This is a genomic window from Roseovarius sp. THAF27, assembly GCF_009363655.1.
Classification (GTDB): domain Bacteria; phylum Pseudomonadota; class Alphaproteobacteria; order Rhodobacterales; family Rhodobacteraceae; genus Roseovarius.
This window is the reverse complement of the sequence record NZ_CP045393.1, coordinates 1,378,173-1,392,401: the sequence shown is the minus strand read 5'-3', so window position 1 is coordinate 1,392,401 and position 14,229 is coordinate 1,378,173. Positions and strand designations below refer to the sequence as shown.

Genomic DNA, 14,229 nt, shown 5'->3' with positions numbered 1-14,229 from the left:
CGGAATTCAGGCTACAGGCATTTGTCCGGGTAGACCTGGCAGAACGCCACGTTGCCCGCGGCCCCCACCGCCGCCCCGGTAAGCAGTGATCCTCCCACGACGGCCGCCGCGCCGGTGCCCGCGGCCCCGCCGAACAGCGCCTGTTCCGGCACGGTGTTGCCGCAGGCCGCCAGGAAAACCGGAAGGCACAGGAAGAGAGGAAGGGATTTACGGAACTGCATCGGATGTCGCCTCGCGCGTCTTGTTCTGAATTGCGCTCACTCAACGCCAGTTCCGCGGCGGAATCAAAGCCCGTCCTCCGGCGCCGGGCGATTTGGGCGCAACCTCGCCTATCCGCGTAAGGCTTTGACTCGCACATAAAAAAGGGCGGCCTCTGCAACAATGCATAAGGCCGCCCATCAGGGGAAGGGTAACGGTTTAGACGGTATGTCTCGGCCCATTGGGGGAAGGCCGCCACTACGATAGTGACGGTGCACGCAATCTGGCATTGCGCCAACCCCCAAGTCTCATCCTGCGGGTGATCGGCTGCAATTCGCGTGAATCCGCGGGTCGTCGGCAAAAACGTGCCCAAATAAAGGACCGGAGCTGCGCCAATCATGCCGCCCCTCCCTCCTCGAACGCATCCGGAAAGGCGCGCCTTGCCGCCGCCACGTCCAGCACCAGCAGCGCTTCGTAGCTTTCCGAATCGAACGGGTCCTCGGCCGGCAGCACTTCGCGACCGTAAAGCCAGCTCAGCCGCCCGGCATCCAGGTTGCCCCGCTCGAAGGGCTGATCGCCGAAAGCCTCCCACAGGGCGCGGACAAAGGCGGTGTCGGCGCGCTTGTCGGCCGGACGCCGGTCGCGATAGCGCTCGCGCCGCACGATGGCGGTGGCGCCCTTGGGGTTGGCGCGGCGAATGGTGAACTGGAAATCGCTGCCGGGCAGACGCCCCGGAAAGCCGCGGTGCTTGATCATGACCCGCCTCCGCAACCGCGCAGGGACCGCCGGGTCTCGCCCTGGATCAGGACAGGGCCGATCGGGACAGAGTGGATCAGGACAGGCCCGAGGGCCTGCCCCTGTCGTGCGTTCGGGTGCTTACTTGAGCTTGCCGGTATAGGTCGGCTCGACCGAGATCGGCTCCGGATCGACCACGACGAATTCTTCTTCTTGCTGCTGCTGACCGCAGGCTGCCACGATGGCAACCAGACCAACCGCGAGGATGCTCTTGATGCTGTTCGACATGTTTGTCTCCTGTCTCTGTACTCCAGCACATGGCGCGCCAAACGCCCCATCTGCCCCTCGTTCGAGGAATGGGTCACGGATATGTAACCAAGTGTGACAATAGCGGAATCCGTCAACGTTTCATATCTGCCCGGCGCGATCCCGCCTGCCTGTGTCTGGAAAGCCTCAAACCCGCGCAGGGCTGCGCTTTGATCCGCAACATATTGTGTATTCATCAGAACAGCTCCAAGATACAGGTTGCGTCCTTGACCGAGAAACTCTCGAAAATCTGCGTCACATCGGGGTCGAACCGGCCGAATTCCGACGGCCTGTCGGCCACCGAGATCACCACCCTGTCGGGCGGGCTTTCCCCCGGCGCCAGACGTGGCAGGGCATAGTCGTTGCACAGGTATTCCAGGTCCGCGGTCTGCACCTCGAAATCCTCGGTGCCGGTGAAATCCTCCGCCACGAAGCGGAACCGCACCGTCATGCCCATCGCCGCCTCGCCGGTGATGGTCTCCTGCAATTCCGCCTCCAGCCCCGATGGCAGGACAAGACGCTCCTCCTCTTGCGCCTCGCCCTGCTCTGGGGCGGCCAGCGCCATCAGCGCGGCCAGCGTCCCTGCCAACATCCCCTTCATCGCGCCCACCGCGTCCAGCGCGCCACATGGCGCGGATCGGCCAAGAGCCCCGCGACGGTCTCCTCCAGCCGGGCGCGGTCATGCCGCCCCTCGACCTGCCCGCCTGCGGTCACGGTGACGCCATCCCCGGCCTCCACGACCCTGACGACCGGCGCAAACCCCCGCACGTTTTTCAAGGCGCGCCACAGGTCCTGCCGCACCTGCTGCGCCAGCGCCAGCTTGCGCAGCAGGCCAAAGCGCGCCTCGGCGCTCACGTCGAACCGCACCGGCACCCGCCGCGCCACGGTCACCGCGCCTGTCTCGCGCAGGATATGAAACCCCCGGCTCATCTCAATTCGTACCTTCGACCAATCTCGTAGGGCGGGGTTCACCCCGCCGCCCATGGCGGGATAAATCCCGCCCTACAACGGAATATTGTCGTGCTTCTTCCACGGCAGCTTGCGCTTCTTGTTGCGCAGCGCCGCAAAGGCCCGGCTCACCCGCTTGCGCGTGCTGCGCGGCTGGATCACCTCGTCGATAAACCCGCGCTCCGCCGCCACGAAGGGGTTGGCGAACCGCTCCTCGTAATCCGCCGTGTGCTTGGCGATTTTCTCGTCATCGCCCAGGTCGCCCCGGTGGATGATCTCCGTCGCCCCCTTGGCGCCCATCACCGCGATCTCTGACGTGGGCCAGGCATAGTTGATATCCCCCCGCAGATGCTTGGAACTCATCACCACGTAAGCCCCGCCATAGGCCTTGCGCGTGATCACCGTCACCTTCGGCACCGTCGCCTCGCCATAGGCAAAGAGCAGCTTCGCCCCGTGCTTGATGACGCCGTTATGCTCCTGACTGGTGCCGGGCAGGAAGCCGGGCACGTCGACAAAGGTCAGGATCGGGATCTCGAAACAGTCGCAGAACCGCACGAACCGCGCCGCCTTGCGCGACGAGTCGATGTCCAGGCACCCGGCCAGCACCATCGGCTGGTTCGCCACCACGCCCACCGTGCGCCCTTCCAGCCGGATGAACCCCGTGACCATGTTCTTGGCGAAATCCTCCTGGATCTCGTAGAAATCGCCCTCGTCGGCGACCTTCACGATCAGCTCCTTCATGTCGTAGGGCATGTTGGGGTTGTCCGGGATCAGCGTGTCCAGGCTCGTCTCGGCGCGATCCGGGTCGTCGAAGAACGGGCGCACCGGCACCGGCTCGCGGTTGTTCAGCGGCAGGAAGTCCACCAGCCGCCGCACCTCGGCCATCGCCTCCACGTCGTTCTCGAAGGCCGCATCGGCGACCGAGGATTTTTTCGTGTGGGTCGACGCCCCGCCCAGTTCCTCCGCCGTCACCTGCTCGTTGGTCACGGTCTTCACCACGTCCGGGCCGGTCACGAACATGTAGGAACTGTCGCGCACCATGAAGATGAAATCGGTCATCGCCGGCGAATACACAGCCCCACCCGCGCAGGGGCCGGTGATGACGCTGATCTGCGGCACCACGCCCGACGCCTCGATATTGCGCTGGAACACTTCTCCATAGCCGGCCAGCGAGTCCACGCCTTCCTGGATCCGCGCGCCGCCCGAGTCGTTGATGCCAATCACGGGCGCGCCGTTCTGCATCGCCATGTCCATGATCTTGCAGATCTTCATCGCGTGGGTATGCGACACCGACCCGCCCAGCACGGTGAAATCCTGGCTGAACACATAGACCTGCCGACCGTTGATGGTGCCCCAGCCGGTGACCACGCCGTCGCCATAGGGCCGGTTCTTCTCCATCCCGAAATCGGTACAGCGATGGGCCACGAACATGTCGAACTCTTCGAAACTGTCCTCGTCCAGCAACAGGTCGATCCGCTCCCGCGCGGTCAGCTTGCCTTTCTCGTGCTGCGCGTCGATCCGCTTTTGTCCGCCGCCCAGCCGCGCGTTGCCGCGGCGCGTGTCCAGTTCCTGAAGGATATCTTTCATCGAGGCCCCCTTGATTTGCTGGCGCGACCCTACCGGCTGCCCCCACCCCATCCAAGAGGATTTCCGCAAATTTGCCAAATCCCGCGAAGCCCTGCCTGCTAACTTGCAAAACTGCAAACCGCCGATTCCATCAGCAACCCGCCGGGCATCCCTCCCGTCGCGATGCACGGCCCCTGTCGCTCGCACGCCACGCCGATCACTTGGTATAGCCGCTGTCGCCGAATGCCGCCGGATCGAGAATGGCAACACAGGCATAGTGAGTGTCATACACGCCCAGTTTCTGGCAGACGTGCCGTGACACCATGTTGTCGGACCGCACCCCGGTATAGAATTCCTCGACACCGAATTGCGCGTGCATGCTGCACGCCGCCATCGCCCCCAGATACAGCGACAGGCCCTGGCCGCGATCTTCTGCGCGCGTCGCAAGCATGCCCCACCACGCGGCCTGTCCAAAGCGGCTGTCGGAATGATTGCGCATGCAGGCCCCCGCGCAGGCCGCAACACCTCCGTCCGGGGCTTCGAGGCAGAAGTAAGCCGCCTTGCGCAACTGCCCGAACAGAACGGGCGTCATGGGTGGCAACACACCGCAGGCCGATGCGGTCTGTTCAAGCGCGTCGAGAATGGACGCCGGCGTCTCCGGTCCGACCCGGTGCAGACGGTACCGATCCGGCACGGCAAATCCCTCAAGGAAGTCCGCGCAACGGGACAAACAGTTCCGCCCTCCCATGAACTGGTCCCATCTGTCATTCGCCAGACCCAGGCGCGCATAGTCCTCGGAAAATCGCGCTTCGCGGGATTTCGGAACATAATGGTTGACCGTGGCCCCCTGCAGCCAGGCAAGCGCGGCCACCTTGTGGGTCTCGGCAAACTCGGGCGCGTCGATCCCCCACATACGGCCTTCGGTGCCGAAGTCAGGATCGTCCTCCAGCAAGAAAGAAAGCTGAAAGGCCACCTCTTGCATGCGCCTCTGCGCATCCGTCCCGAAATATCTTGGGAACATGAAATACCTGCCCCGATCGAATAACCTTGGGGACATGCTGCTCCGGCGACGCGCGTTTATCAAGGGTCCGCACCGCGCCCGCCTTTGAGCCGGGCCATGGAGATCCACTGCAAACGTGCCGGCCCCGGCCGCCCGTTCCCGGAAATCACCCGGCGGACTCCGCCCCATCTGGACATCCCCCGCACTCCGGGATAGCGCCTTTGCCATGCCCACAGTTCGCTTCCTCGACCGCACGACTCCGCCGCACATCTTTACCCTGATCGTGCTGGCGGGGATCTCGACACTGGCGCTCAACATCTTCCTGCCGTCCCTGCCCGGCATGACCGCCTATTTCGAGACGGATTACGGCGTGATGCAACTCGCCGTCGCCGGATACCTCGGCATCAACGCCATCCTGCAACTGCTGATCGGCCCGATTTCCGACCGGGTCGGGCGCCGCCCGGTGATCCTCGGCGGGCTGGTGATCTTTCTGCTGGCGACGCTGGGCTGCCTTCTGTCGACCAACATCTGGGTCTTCCTCATATTCCGCATGTTCCAGGGCGGCATCGTGGCCGCCATGGTCCTGTCGCGCGCCGTGGTGCGCGACATGGTGCCCGCCGACCGGGCCGCCTCGATGATCGGCTACGTTACCATGGGCATGTCCGTCGTGCCCATGATCGGCCCGGCCATCGGCGGGATGCTCGACGCCGCCTTCGGCTGGCACGGCAGCTTCTGGGCGCTCTTCGCCATGGGCGCGGCCGTGCTCTGGCTGGTTTGGACCGACCTTGGGGAGACCGCCCCGCTGGAAGGCCGCACCTTCGGCGACCAGTTCGCAGAATACCCCGAGCTGTTCACCTCCTACCGTTTCTGGGGCTACGCGCTTGCCGCCGCCCTCTCCTCTGGCGCCTTCTTCGCCTATCTCGGCGGCGCGCCCTTCGTGGGCACACGGGTCTTCGGGCTCACCCCGTCCCAGCTTGGCCTCTTCTTCGGCGCGCCCGCCGTGGGCTATTTCACCGGCAACTTCCTGTCGGGCCGCTTCTCCACCCGGATCGGCATCAACCGCATGGTGTTCTACGGCGCGCTCGCCAACGCCATCGGCCACGGCATCAACCTCGCCACACTCTATGCCGGGATCGGCACGCCAGTCACCTTCTTCGGCCTGATGACGCTGATGGGCTTGGGCAACGGCATGACCATCCCCAACGCCACCGCCGGCGCGCTCTCCGTGCGCCCCAGCCTCGCCGGCACCGCGAGTGGCCTTGCCGGCTTCCTGATGATCGGCGGCGGCGCGGGCCTCTCGGCGCTGGCCGGCGCCCTGCTCGGCCCCGGCACCGGGGCCTTCCCGCTGGTGTGGCTGATGCTTCTGACGGCCCTGGGCGGCATCCTCGCCATCACCCTTGTCATCCTGCGCGAACGGCAGGTGGGCGTGCCCTCGATCTGAACGCCGCCCTTGCGCGCCCCGCTTTGCAAATTTAAACCTGCGCCCACGCGAACCTGCAAAGCGAGCCGCCCATGGCCACCCAGAAACTCTATGCCGGCGCCAAGCTGCGCGAAACGCGCCAGCGCCTCGCCCTGACGCAAAAGGATTTCGCCGCCAAGCTGGGGGTCTCCCTGCCCTACCTGAACCAGATGGAGAACAACAACCGCCCGGTCTCCACCACGGTCATCCTCGCGCTGGCGCAGGAATTCGGCTTCGACGTCACGGAACTGGCCACCGGCGACGCCGAACGGCTGGTGACCGACATGCGCGAGGCGCTGGCCGACGCCGTCTTCGCCGACGACATCCCCGGCCTCAGCGACCTGCGCCTGACGGCCTCCAACGCCCCCGCCATGGCCCGCGCCTTTCTCGAACTGCACCGCGCCTACCGCGACACGCACGAACGCCTCGCCTCCCTCGACGAGGCTCTGGGGCGCGAGGATGCCCGCCCCCAGATCTCCCCCTGGGACGAGGTGCGCGATTTCTTCCACTATTGCGACAACTACATCGACGCCGTCGACCGCGCGGCCGAGCATTTCGCCGGCCCCGCCTCCGGCCCTCGCCGCATCACCGATCTGGCCGAGGCGCGGCTGGATACGCTCGGCATCAAGGTGGTGGACAGCGACGACGCCCGCCTGCGCCACTACGATCGCGACGCCCGCATCCTCTACCTGTCGAACCACGCCGAACCCGAGACGCGCCGCTTTCAACTCCTCCTGCAAGTCGCTCTTCTGACACAGGAAAAGCTGATCGAGGCCACGCTCGATTTCGCCCGGTTCCAGTCCCCCGCCGCGCGCGACATCGCCAAGATCGGTCTGGCCAATTACTTCGCCGGGGCCGCGCTGATGCCCTACACCGCCTTCCTGCAAGCGGCGCAGGAGCACCGCCACGACCTCGAGCGCCTCGCCACCCGCTTCGGTGCGTCGATCGAGCAGGTCTGCCACCGCCTGTCGACCCTGCAACGCCCCGGCGCCAAGGGCGTGCCCTTCTTCTTCGTCCGCGTCGACCAGGCCGGCACAATCACCAAGCGCCACTCCGCCACGCGCCTGCAATTCGCCCGCTTCGGCGGCGCCTGCCCGCTCTGGAACGTCCACCGCGCCTTTGAGACCCCCGGCCGCTTCCTGCGCCAGCTGGCCGAAACCCCCGACGGTGTGCGCTACATTTCGTTGGCCCGCGACGTCTCCAAACGCGGCGGACACTATGGCGCACCCGTCCGCCGCTTCGCCATCGCCCTGGGATGCGAGGTGAAACACGCCGACGCGCTGGTCTATGCCGACGATCTCGACCTGACGCTCTCGCAAGCCTACGAGCCCATCGGAATCTCCTGCCGCATCTGCGAGCGCACCCACTGCCACCAACGCTCCGTGCCGCCCCTGGAACGCCGCTTGCAAGTCACCCCAGACGAACGTGGAGTCTTACCCTACAAGGTCGGATAGCCGCGCGATGGCACCTAGATACACCCGTCCCGGACTTGATCCGGGACCTCTCGCGTAGGGTGGGTTTCCAACCCACCTCCCTCCGCCAAAAGAAAAACCCCCGGCCAAACCGGGGGTCCTCCAAATCTCACGAATAAACCCGAATGTCAGGCCATCCACCAGCGCTCCATCCAGCGCTCGCCGTCCATGTCCCAGTTCGACGCCATCTCGCCATGGGCAACCTTGTCGCCCACCGCAAAGACGTAATTGGCGAACATCGGGATCACCACGCCGCCCTGGTTGGCCACCAGGTCCTGCATCTCGTAATACATCTCCCGGCGCTTGTCCTCGTCCAGCTCGGCACGGGCCTTGACCAGCAGTTCCTCGAACCGGTCATTGCACCAGAAGCTGTCGTTCCACGCCGCCCCGCACTGATAGGCCGTGGCGAACATCTGGTCCTCGACAGGCCGGCCACCCCAGTAAACGGCGGTGAAGGGCTTCTTCATCCACACGTCCGACCAGTAGCCATCCTTCGGTTCGCGCACCACGTTGATGTTGATGCCCGCTTCCTTGGCCGACGCCTGGTACAGGATCGCCGCATCCACCGCGCCGCCGAACGCCGCATCCGACGACGACAGGTTGATGTCGATGCTGTCCATCCCCGCTTCTTTCAGGAAGAACTTCGCCTTGTCGGGGTCATAGGTCTTCTGCTCAAGCTCGGAGTTGAAGAACCGCTGCCCCTGCCCGATCGGATGGTCGTTGCCGACCGAGCCGTAGCCGAACAGGATCTTCTCTACCAGCTCCTCGCGGTTGATTCCCCATTTCAGGGCCTGACGGATGTTGTTGTCTGTATAGGGATCGGTGTTGGTGGACATCGCGAAGGTGTAATGCTGCGTGCCCGCCACCGACTCGATGGTCACGCCGGGGTTGCGGCCCAAAAGGCCCGCAGCCTTCAGGTCGACCCGGTCGATCGCCTGCACGTCGCCCGAGACCAGCGCCGTCGTGCGCGCGTTCTGGTCTACCACAGCCAGCATCTCGACCGTGTCGAACCAGGCCACGTCGTCGCGCCAATGGTTCGGGTTGCGCTCGAACTGGCTGCTGACACCGGCGTTGAAGTTCTTCAGGACATAACTGCCGCAGCCATTGCCCGACTGCCAGTCGATGCCGTCCTCCGTCGCCGGGCAGATCACCAGGTGATAATCCGACAGGATGAAAGGAAAGTCGGCGTTGCCGCCATCCAGCGTGAACACGACCGTGTCGTCACCCACGGTCTTGACGTCCGTGATCGGCGCCACGATCGGCCCCGCAGCCGAGGTCGAATCCTCGCCGCGGTGGTGGTTGATCGACGCGACCACGTCATCGACGGTCAGTGACTTGCCGTCGTGGAACGTCACACCCTGGCGGATCTTGAACCGCCACTCGCTGGCATCCTCGGACGCTTCCCAGCTTTCGGCCAGTTCCGGCACCAGCGACCCGTCCGGGGCCACCTCGGTCAGACGGCCGTGAATGCCGAAGCCAAGCGCCAGCATGTAACCGTTCTCCCACTGGCCGGGGTCCAGCGTGTCCGTCGTCTGTCCGTGGCCCTTGGCCACGCGCAGGTCACCGCCGCGCTTTGGCGTGCTCTGGGCAAAGGACGCCCCTGGCAGACCCGCCGCGACACCCGCCGCGACAGTGGTTTTCAGGAATCCGCGGCGGTCCAGAAGTCCGCTCTTGATCAATGACATGTCATGTTCTCCCTTGTTGACACGATACTCTGTTATGCTCTGCGCATGACGCGCGTATGTCCGGGGCCGCCAATTTCAGGGCTGGCGTCAAAAGCCTCTTGGCTGCGCTGAGATCCCTCGGCGTGGCCCGAAAACGACATCCCGGCAACCTTAGACGCCACGTGCGACCCCGTGCAACGCGAAAGCTTCGCCTCTCCCATTCTTGATCCCTATCCCCTGTTGACGCAGACAATACGTTTATTGATTGACGAGTCAATCAAAACTCAATACCGCATGGGGCCGTCAGTCACGGAGGACCAATTGCCCAAGATCGGAATGGAACCGATTCGACGCTCCGCGCTGGTCGAGGCCACGATCCACGAGATCGGCGCGCGCGGCTCGCTCGACGTCACGGTCAGCCAGATCGCCCGCCGCGCCGGCGTGTCCTCGGCGCTGGCGCATCACTATTTCGGCTCCAAGGAACAGATCTTCGCCGCCGCCATGCGCCATATCCTCACCCTCTACGGGGCCGAGGTGCGCGGCGCTCTCATCATGGCCAAAACGCCCCGCCAGCGGCTCGAGGCCATCATCCGCGCCAGCTTCGCGCCGGGCCAATTCCGCGACGAGATGATCGCCGCCTGGCTCAACTTCTACGTTCAGGCCCAGAAATCCGACGCGGCGCGGCGCCTTCTGCATGTCTACCACCGCCGCCTGCGCTCCAACCTGCACCACGCCTTCCGCCAACTCGCCCCGGCGGAGGAGGCCCGCATCCTCACACGCGGTCTGGCCGCGATGATCGACGGTCTTTATATCCGGCAGGCGCTGCACAGCGCGCCACTCTCGGGCGAAACCGCCATCGGTGTGCTGTTGCACTACATCGACACCTCACTCCCGGAAGGCGCCCCCACATGACACGTCCCAACATCCTCATCTTCATGGTCGACCAGCTGAACGGAAAACTCTTTCCCGACGGCCCCGCCGACTGGCTGCACGCGCCCAACCTCAAGGCGCTGGCCGAACGGTCTACCCGCTTTCAAAACGCCTACACCGCCTCGCCGCTCTGCGCGCCCGGCCGCGCCAGCTACATGTCGGGCCTTCTACCCTCGCGCTCCCGCGTCTATGACAACGCCGCCGAGTTCTCCGCCGACATTCCCACCTATGCGCACCACCTGCGCCGCGCGGGCTACCAGACCTGCCTCTCGGGCAAGATGCATTTCGTCGGCCCCGACCAACTCCACGGCTTCGAGGAACGCCTGACGACCGACATCTACCCCGCCGATTTCGGCTGGACGCCCGATTACCGCAAACCGGGCGAACGCATCGACTGGTGGTACCACAACATGGGCTCGGTCACCGGCTCCGGCGTGGCCGAAATCTCCAACCAGATGGAATATGACGACGAGGTCGCCTACCACGCCACCCGCAAGGTCTATGATTACGGGCGCGGCCATGACGACCGCCCGTGGTGCCTGACCGTCAGCTTCACCCACCCGCACGACCCTTACGTGGCGCGCAAAAAATACTGGGACCTCTACGAGGGCTGCGAACACCTGCTTCCGCAAGTCCCCGCGATGGATTACGACGACCACGACCCCCATTCGCAGCGCATTTTCGATGCCAACGACTGGCGCAGCTTCACCATCACCGACGAGGACATAAGCCGCTCCCGCCGCGCCTATTTCGCCAACATCTCCTATCTCGACGACAAGATCGGCGAAGTGATGGAGGCCCTGCGCGGCACGCGCCAGGAAGACGACACCATCATCCTCTTCGTCTCCGACCACGGCGACATGCTGGGCGAGCGCGGACTGTGGTTCAAGATGTCCTTCTTCGAGGGCTCCTCCCGCGTCCCCCTGATGATCTCCGCCCCCACGATGGAACCGGGCCTCGTCACCGAGCCGGTCAGCAATATCGACGTCTGCCCCACCCTGTGCGACCTCGCCGGCGTGGACATGTCCGAGGTCATGCCCTGGGTCGCCGGCGAAAGCCTCGTGCCCTCGGGCCAGGGCGCGACCCGCAAAAGCCCCGTGGCGATGGAATACGCCGCCGAGGCCTCCTATTCGCCCCTCGTCTGTTTGCGCCACGAGCACTGGAAATACACCAACTGCGCGCTCGACCCCGAACAGCTCTTCGACCTCGACGCCGACCCGCTGGAGCTCACCAACCTGGCCGAGGACCCCGCGCACAAATCCACCCTCGAGCGCTTCCGCGTCGAGGCCGCCGCCCGCTGGGATCTCGAGGCCTTCGACGCCCAGGTCCGCGAAAGCCAGGCCCGCCGCTGGGTCGTCTACGAGGCGCTGCGCCAGGGCGGCTACTATCCGTGGGATTACCAACCGCTGCAAAAGGCGTCCGAACGCTACATGCGCAACCATATGGACCTCAACGTGGTCGAGGAAAACGCCCGCTACCCGAGGGGCGAATGATGCGCACCGTCTATGGCCGCGCCACCTCCTCCAACGTGCAACTGGTCATGTGGACCCTCGCCGAGCTCGGCCTCGACTGCGAGCGGCTCGACTATGGCCACGACCACGGCGGCCTCGACACGCCCGAATTCGGCTCCATGAACCCGCACCGCAAGGTCCCCGTCCTGCGCGACGGCGACCTCGTGGTGTGGGAAAGCACTGCCATCCTGCGCTACCTCGCGTCGCGCTACGGCGACGGCGGCGCCTTCTGGCCCGCCGACCCCGCCGGGCGCGCCCCTGTCGACATGTGGGCCGAATGGGCCAAGACCACGCTGGCGGCGGGCTTCACCCATCCCATCTTCTGGCCCCGCGTCCGCACCCCCGCCGCCGACCGCGACCAGGCCGCACTCGACGCCGCCATAACGCGCTTCGACGCCCATCTCGCGCGCCTGGCCGAGCACCTCTCCGACCACGATTACATCTGCGGCGACCACTTCACCGCCGCCGACATCGTCGCGGGCCACCTGCTCTACCGCTGGTTCACCATCGACGTCCCCCGCGCCGCCAACCCGACGGTCGAGGCCTATTACGACCGCCTCACCTGGCGCCCCGCCTACCGGGCCCACGTCATGGTCCCCTACGACACCCTGCGGGCCGAGGGCGCCTGATGCCTTTTCCTCTGGCGATAAATATCCCGGGGGGAGCGGTGAACCGCAGGTTCGCCGTGGGGGGCAGCGCCCCCCTTTCCCGGCCACCATCCAAGCGAGGTCCCTGATGCAAGCCGATTACGTCATCGTCGGGGCCGGCAGCGCCGGCTGCGCCATGGCCTACCGCCTGTCCGAGGCCGGCAATTCCGTTCTGGTCATCGAACATGGCGGCACCGATGCCGGCCCCTTCATCCAGATGCCCGGCGCACTTTCCTACCCGATGAACATGAAGATGTACGACTGGGGCTACCGCACCGAGCCCGAGCCCTACCTGAACAATCGCCGCCTCGCCGCCCCGCGCGGCAAGGTCATCGGCGGGTCCTCCTCGATCAACGGCATGGTCTACGTGCGCGGCCACGCCCGCGATTTCGACCATTGGCGCGACGAAGGTGCCACCGGCTGGGGCTATGCCGACGTCCTGCCCTATTACAAACGCCTGGAAAACTGGACGGACGCGGGCCATGGCGGCGACCCCGACTGGCGCGGCCATGACGGCCCCCTGCACGTCACCCGCGGCCAGATGGCCAACCCCCTCACCCGCGCCTTCATCGAGGCGGGTCGACAGGCGGGCTACCCCGTCACGCCCGATTATAACGGCGAACAGCAGGAAGGCTTCGCGCCCTTCGAGATGACCGTCCACAAGGGCCAGCGCTGGTCCGCCGCCAACGCCTATCTCAAGCCCGCGCTCAGATCGGGCAAATGCGACGTCATCCGCGGCCTTGCGGGCCGCGTCGTCTTCGAGGACGGCCGCGCCATCGGCGTCGAGGTCACCCGCAAGGGCCGTCAGGAAATCATCCGCGCGAATGCCGAGGTGATCCTCTCCGCCTCCGCCTTCAACTCGCCCAAGCTCCTGATGCTGTCGGGCATCGGCCCCGGCGCGCATCTCTCCGACCACGGCATCGACGTGATCGCCGACCGCCCCGGCGTGGGCGCCAACCTGCAGGACCATCTCGAGGTCTACGTCCAGATGGCCGCCTCCCAGCCGGTCAGCCTCTACAAATACTGGAACCTGCCGGGCAAGGCCCTCGTCGGCCTCACCTGGCTGCTGGGGCGCACCGGCCCTGGTGCGTCGAACCAGTTCGAATCCTGTGGCTTCATCCGCTCCGCAGCGGGCGTCGACTATCCCGACCTGCAATTCCACTTCCTGCCCATCGCCGTGCGCTATGACGGCCAGGCGGCGGCCGAGGGCCACGGCTACCAGGCCCATGTCGGCCCCATGCGTTCCGAAAGCCGCGGGGCGGTCACCCTCAATTCCGCCGACCCCGCCGCGCCGCCCCGGATCTTCTTCAACTACATGAGCTGCGACAGCGATTGGCAGGATTTCCGCCGCGCCATCCGCCTCACGCGCGAGGTCTTCGCCCAGGACGCCTTCGCTCCGTTCTCGAAACACGAGATCCAGCCCGGCGCGGACATGCAGTCCGACGACCAGCTCGACGATTTCATCCGCGAACACGCCGAAAGCGCCTATCACCCCTGCGGCACCTGCCGCATGGGCCGGGCCGACGACCCGCACAGCGTGGTCGACCCGCAAGGCCGCGTGATCGGCGTCGAGGGCCTGCGCGTCGCCGACAGTTCGGTCTTCCCGCGCATTCCCAACGGCAACCTCAATGCGCCCTCGATCATGGTGGGCGAGAAGATGGCCGATCACGTCCTCGACCGCTCGCTTCCGGCGGACAATGCCCAGGCCTGGATTCACCCAGAATGGCAGACCGCGCAACGCTGATCCTCGCGCCGGTTTGATCCGCATCAAGGTGCGCGCCCCGGCGCGCGCC

14 protein-coding genes are annotated in these 14,229 nt (G+C 65.7%); 6 read left to right on the top strand and 8 right to left on the bottom strand.

All coding sequences use genetic code 11. From position 1 onward, the window contains the following. Positions 1-11: 11 nt before the first annotated feature. The 7 genes from FIU89_RS06940 to FIU89_RS06915 form a co-directional block, all read right to left on the bottom strand. Positions 12-221, bottom strand: coding sequence for a hypothetical protein (locus FIU89_RS06940; RefSeq protein WP_152491920.1), 210 nt, complete (start codon positions 219-221; stop codon positions 12-14). Positions 222-594: 373 nt separating this feature from the next. Next, the gene (locus FIU89_RS06935) at positions 595-954 is read right to left on the bottom strand and encodes a hypothetical protein (protein ID WP_152491919.1); all 360 of its coding nucleotides are present in this window, start codon (positions 952-954) and stop codon (positions 595-597) included. A 120-nt stretch (positions 955-1,074) separates the two neighbouring features. Then, positions 1,075-1,221, bottom strand: a complete 147-nt coding sequence (locus FIU89_RS22225; protein ID WP_172978052.1) for a hypothetical protein — start codon at positions 1,219-1,221, stop codon at positions 1,075-1,077. 214 nt (positions 1,222-1,435) lie between these two features. Then, complete coding sequence (locus tag FIU89_RS06930; protein ID WP_254701813.1) at positions 1,436-1,840, bottom strand: DUF6497 family protein; 405 nt, start codon at positions 1,838-1,840, stop codon at positions 1,436-1,438. After that, a complete protein-coding gene (locus tag FIU89_RS06925; RefSeq protein WP_152491918.1) occupies positions 1,837-2,169 on the bottom strand; it encodes a hypothetical protein in 333 nt (110 codons plus the stop codon). Before FIU89_RS06925 ends, FIU89_RS06930 begins: the two co-directional genes overlap by 4 nt. Positions 2,170-2,241: 72 nt before the next feature. Next, a complete protein-coding gene (locus FIU89_RS06920; RefSeq protein ID WP_152491917.1) occupies positions 2,242-3,774 on the bottom strand; it encodes an acyl-CoA carboxylase subunit beta in 1,533 nt (510 codons plus the stop codon). A 196-nt stretch (positions 3,775-3,970) separates the two neighbouring features. Continuing rightward, the gene (locus tag FIU89_RS06915) at positions 3,971-4,705 is read right to left on the bottom strand and encodes a hypothetical protein (RefSeq protein ID WP_172978051.1); all 735 of its coding nucleotides are present in this window, start codon (positions 4,703-4,705) and stop codon (positions 3,971-3,973) included. Positions 4,706-4,979: 274 nt separating this feature from the next. Between FIU89_RS06915 and FIU89_RS06910 the strand changes: the two genes are divergently transcribed. Together FIU89_RS06910 and FIU89_RS06905 are read left to right on the top strand one after the other, a co-directional pair. Beyond that, entirely contained in the window at positions 4,980-6,194 is a 1,215-nt protein-coding gene (locus tag FIU89_RS06910; RefSeq protein ID WP_152491915.1) for a multidrug effflux MFS transporter, read from the top strand. 71 nt (positions 6,195-6,265) lie between these two features. Further along, entirely contained in the window at positions 6,266-7,666 is a 1,401-nt protein-coding gene (locus FIU89_RS06905) for a short-chain fatty acyl-CoA regulator family protein (RefSeq protein WP_152491914.1), read from the top strand. A gap of 146 nt (positions 7,667-7,812) precedes the next feature. On the opposite strand, the gene FIU89_RS06900 is transcribed toward FIU89_RS06905, so the two are convergent. Then, positions 7,813-9,369: an ABC transporter substrate-binding protein gene (locus tag FIU89_RS06900; RefSeq protein ID WP_152491913.1), complete on the bottom strand. Its 1,557-nt coding sequence runs from the start codon at positions 9,367-9,369 to the stop codon at positions 7,813-7,815. 315 nt (positions 9,370-9,684) lie between these two features. Here FIU89_RS06900 and betI point away from each other — a divergent pair, with 315 nt between their 5' ends. The 4 genes from betI to betA all read left to right on the top strand — a co-directional run bounded on the left by betI (position 9,685) and on the right by betA (position 14,180). Further along, positions 9,685-10,260: a transcriptional regulator BetI gene (betI, locus tag FIU89_RS06895; RefSeq protein WP_152494430.1), complete on the top strand. Its 576-nt coding sequence runs from the start codon at positions 9,685-9,687 to the stop codon at positions 10,258-10,260. Beyond that, positions 10,257-11,771 carry a choline-sulfatase gene (gene betC, locus FIU89_RS06890; RefSeq protein WP_152491912.1) on the top strand — a complete coding sequence of 505 codons (1,515 nt, stop codon included), beginning with the start codon at positions 10,257-10,259 and terminating at the stop codon, positions 11,769-11,771. Before betI ends, betC begins: the two co-directional genes overlap by 4 nt. Beyond that, complete coding sequence (locus tag FIU89_RS06885; RefSeq protein ID WP_152491911.1) at positions 11,771-12,418, top strand: glutathione S-transferase family protein; 648 nt, start codon at positions 11,771-11,773, stop codon at positions 12,416-12,418. The genes betC and FIU89_RS06885 overlap by 1 nt, the downstream gene beginning before the upstream one ends. Before the next feature lie 106 nt (positions 12,419-12,524). Further along, positions 12,525-14,180 (top strand): choline dehydrogenase, encoded by a 1,656-nt coding sequence (gene betA, locus FIU89_RS06880; protein ID WP_152491910.1) that lies wholly within the window; start codon positions 12,525-12,527, stop codon positions 14,178-14,180. Positions 14,181-14,229: the final 49 nt, after the last annotated feature.

Coding starts and splice junctions, on each gene's coding strand:
- FIU89_RS06920 (WP_152491917.1), bottom strand. CDS start 3,774: ATGAAAGATATCCTTCAGGAACTGGACACGCGCCGCGGCAACGCGCGG.
- betC (WP_152491912.1), top strand. CDS start 10,257: ATGACACGTCCCAACATCCTCATCTTCATGGTCGACCAGCTGAACGGA.
- FIU89_RS22225 (WP_172978052.1), bottom strand. CDS start 1,221: ATGTCGAACAGCATCAAGAGCATCCTCGCGGTTGGTCTGGTTGCCATC.
- FIU89_RS06910 (WP_152491915.1), top strand. CDS start 4,980: ATGCCCACAGTTCGCTTCCTCGACCGCACGACTCCGCCGCACATCTTT.
- betA (WP_152491910.1), top strand. CDS start 12,525: ATGCAAGCCGATTACGTCATCGTCGGGGCCGGCAGCGCCGGCTGCGCC.
- betI (WP_152494430.1), top strand. CDS start 9,685: ATGGAACCGATTCGACGCTCCGCGCTGGTCGAGGCCACGATCCACGAG.
- FIU89_RS06930 (WP_254701813.1), bottom strand. CDS start 1,840: ATGAAGGGGATGTTGGCAGGGACGCTGGCCGCGCTGATGGCGCTGGCC.
- FIU89_RS06925 (WP_152491918.1), bottom strand. CDS start 2,169: ATGAGCCGGGGGTTTCATATCCTGCGCGAGACAGGCGCGGTGACCGTG.
- FIU89_RS06935 (WP_152491919.1), bottom strand. CDS start 954: ATGATCAAGCACCGCGGCTTTCCGGGGCGTCTGCCCGGCAGCGATTTC.
- FIU89_RS06900 (WP_152491913.1), bottom strand. CDS start 9,369: ATGTCATTGATCAAGAGCGGACTTCTGGACCGCCGCGGATTCCTGAAA.
- FIU89_RS06940 (WP_152491920.1), bottom strand. CDS start 221: ATGCAGTTCCGTAAATCCCTTCCTCTCTTCCTGTGCCTTCCGGTTTTC.
- FIU89_RS06905 (WP_152491914.1), top strand. CDS start 6,266: ATGGCCACCCAGAAACTCTATGCCGGCGCCAAGCTGCGCGAAACGCGC.
- FIU89_RS06885 (WP_152491911.1), top strand. CDS start 11,771: ATGCGCACCGTCTATGGCCGCGCCACCTCCTCCAACGTGCAACTGGTC.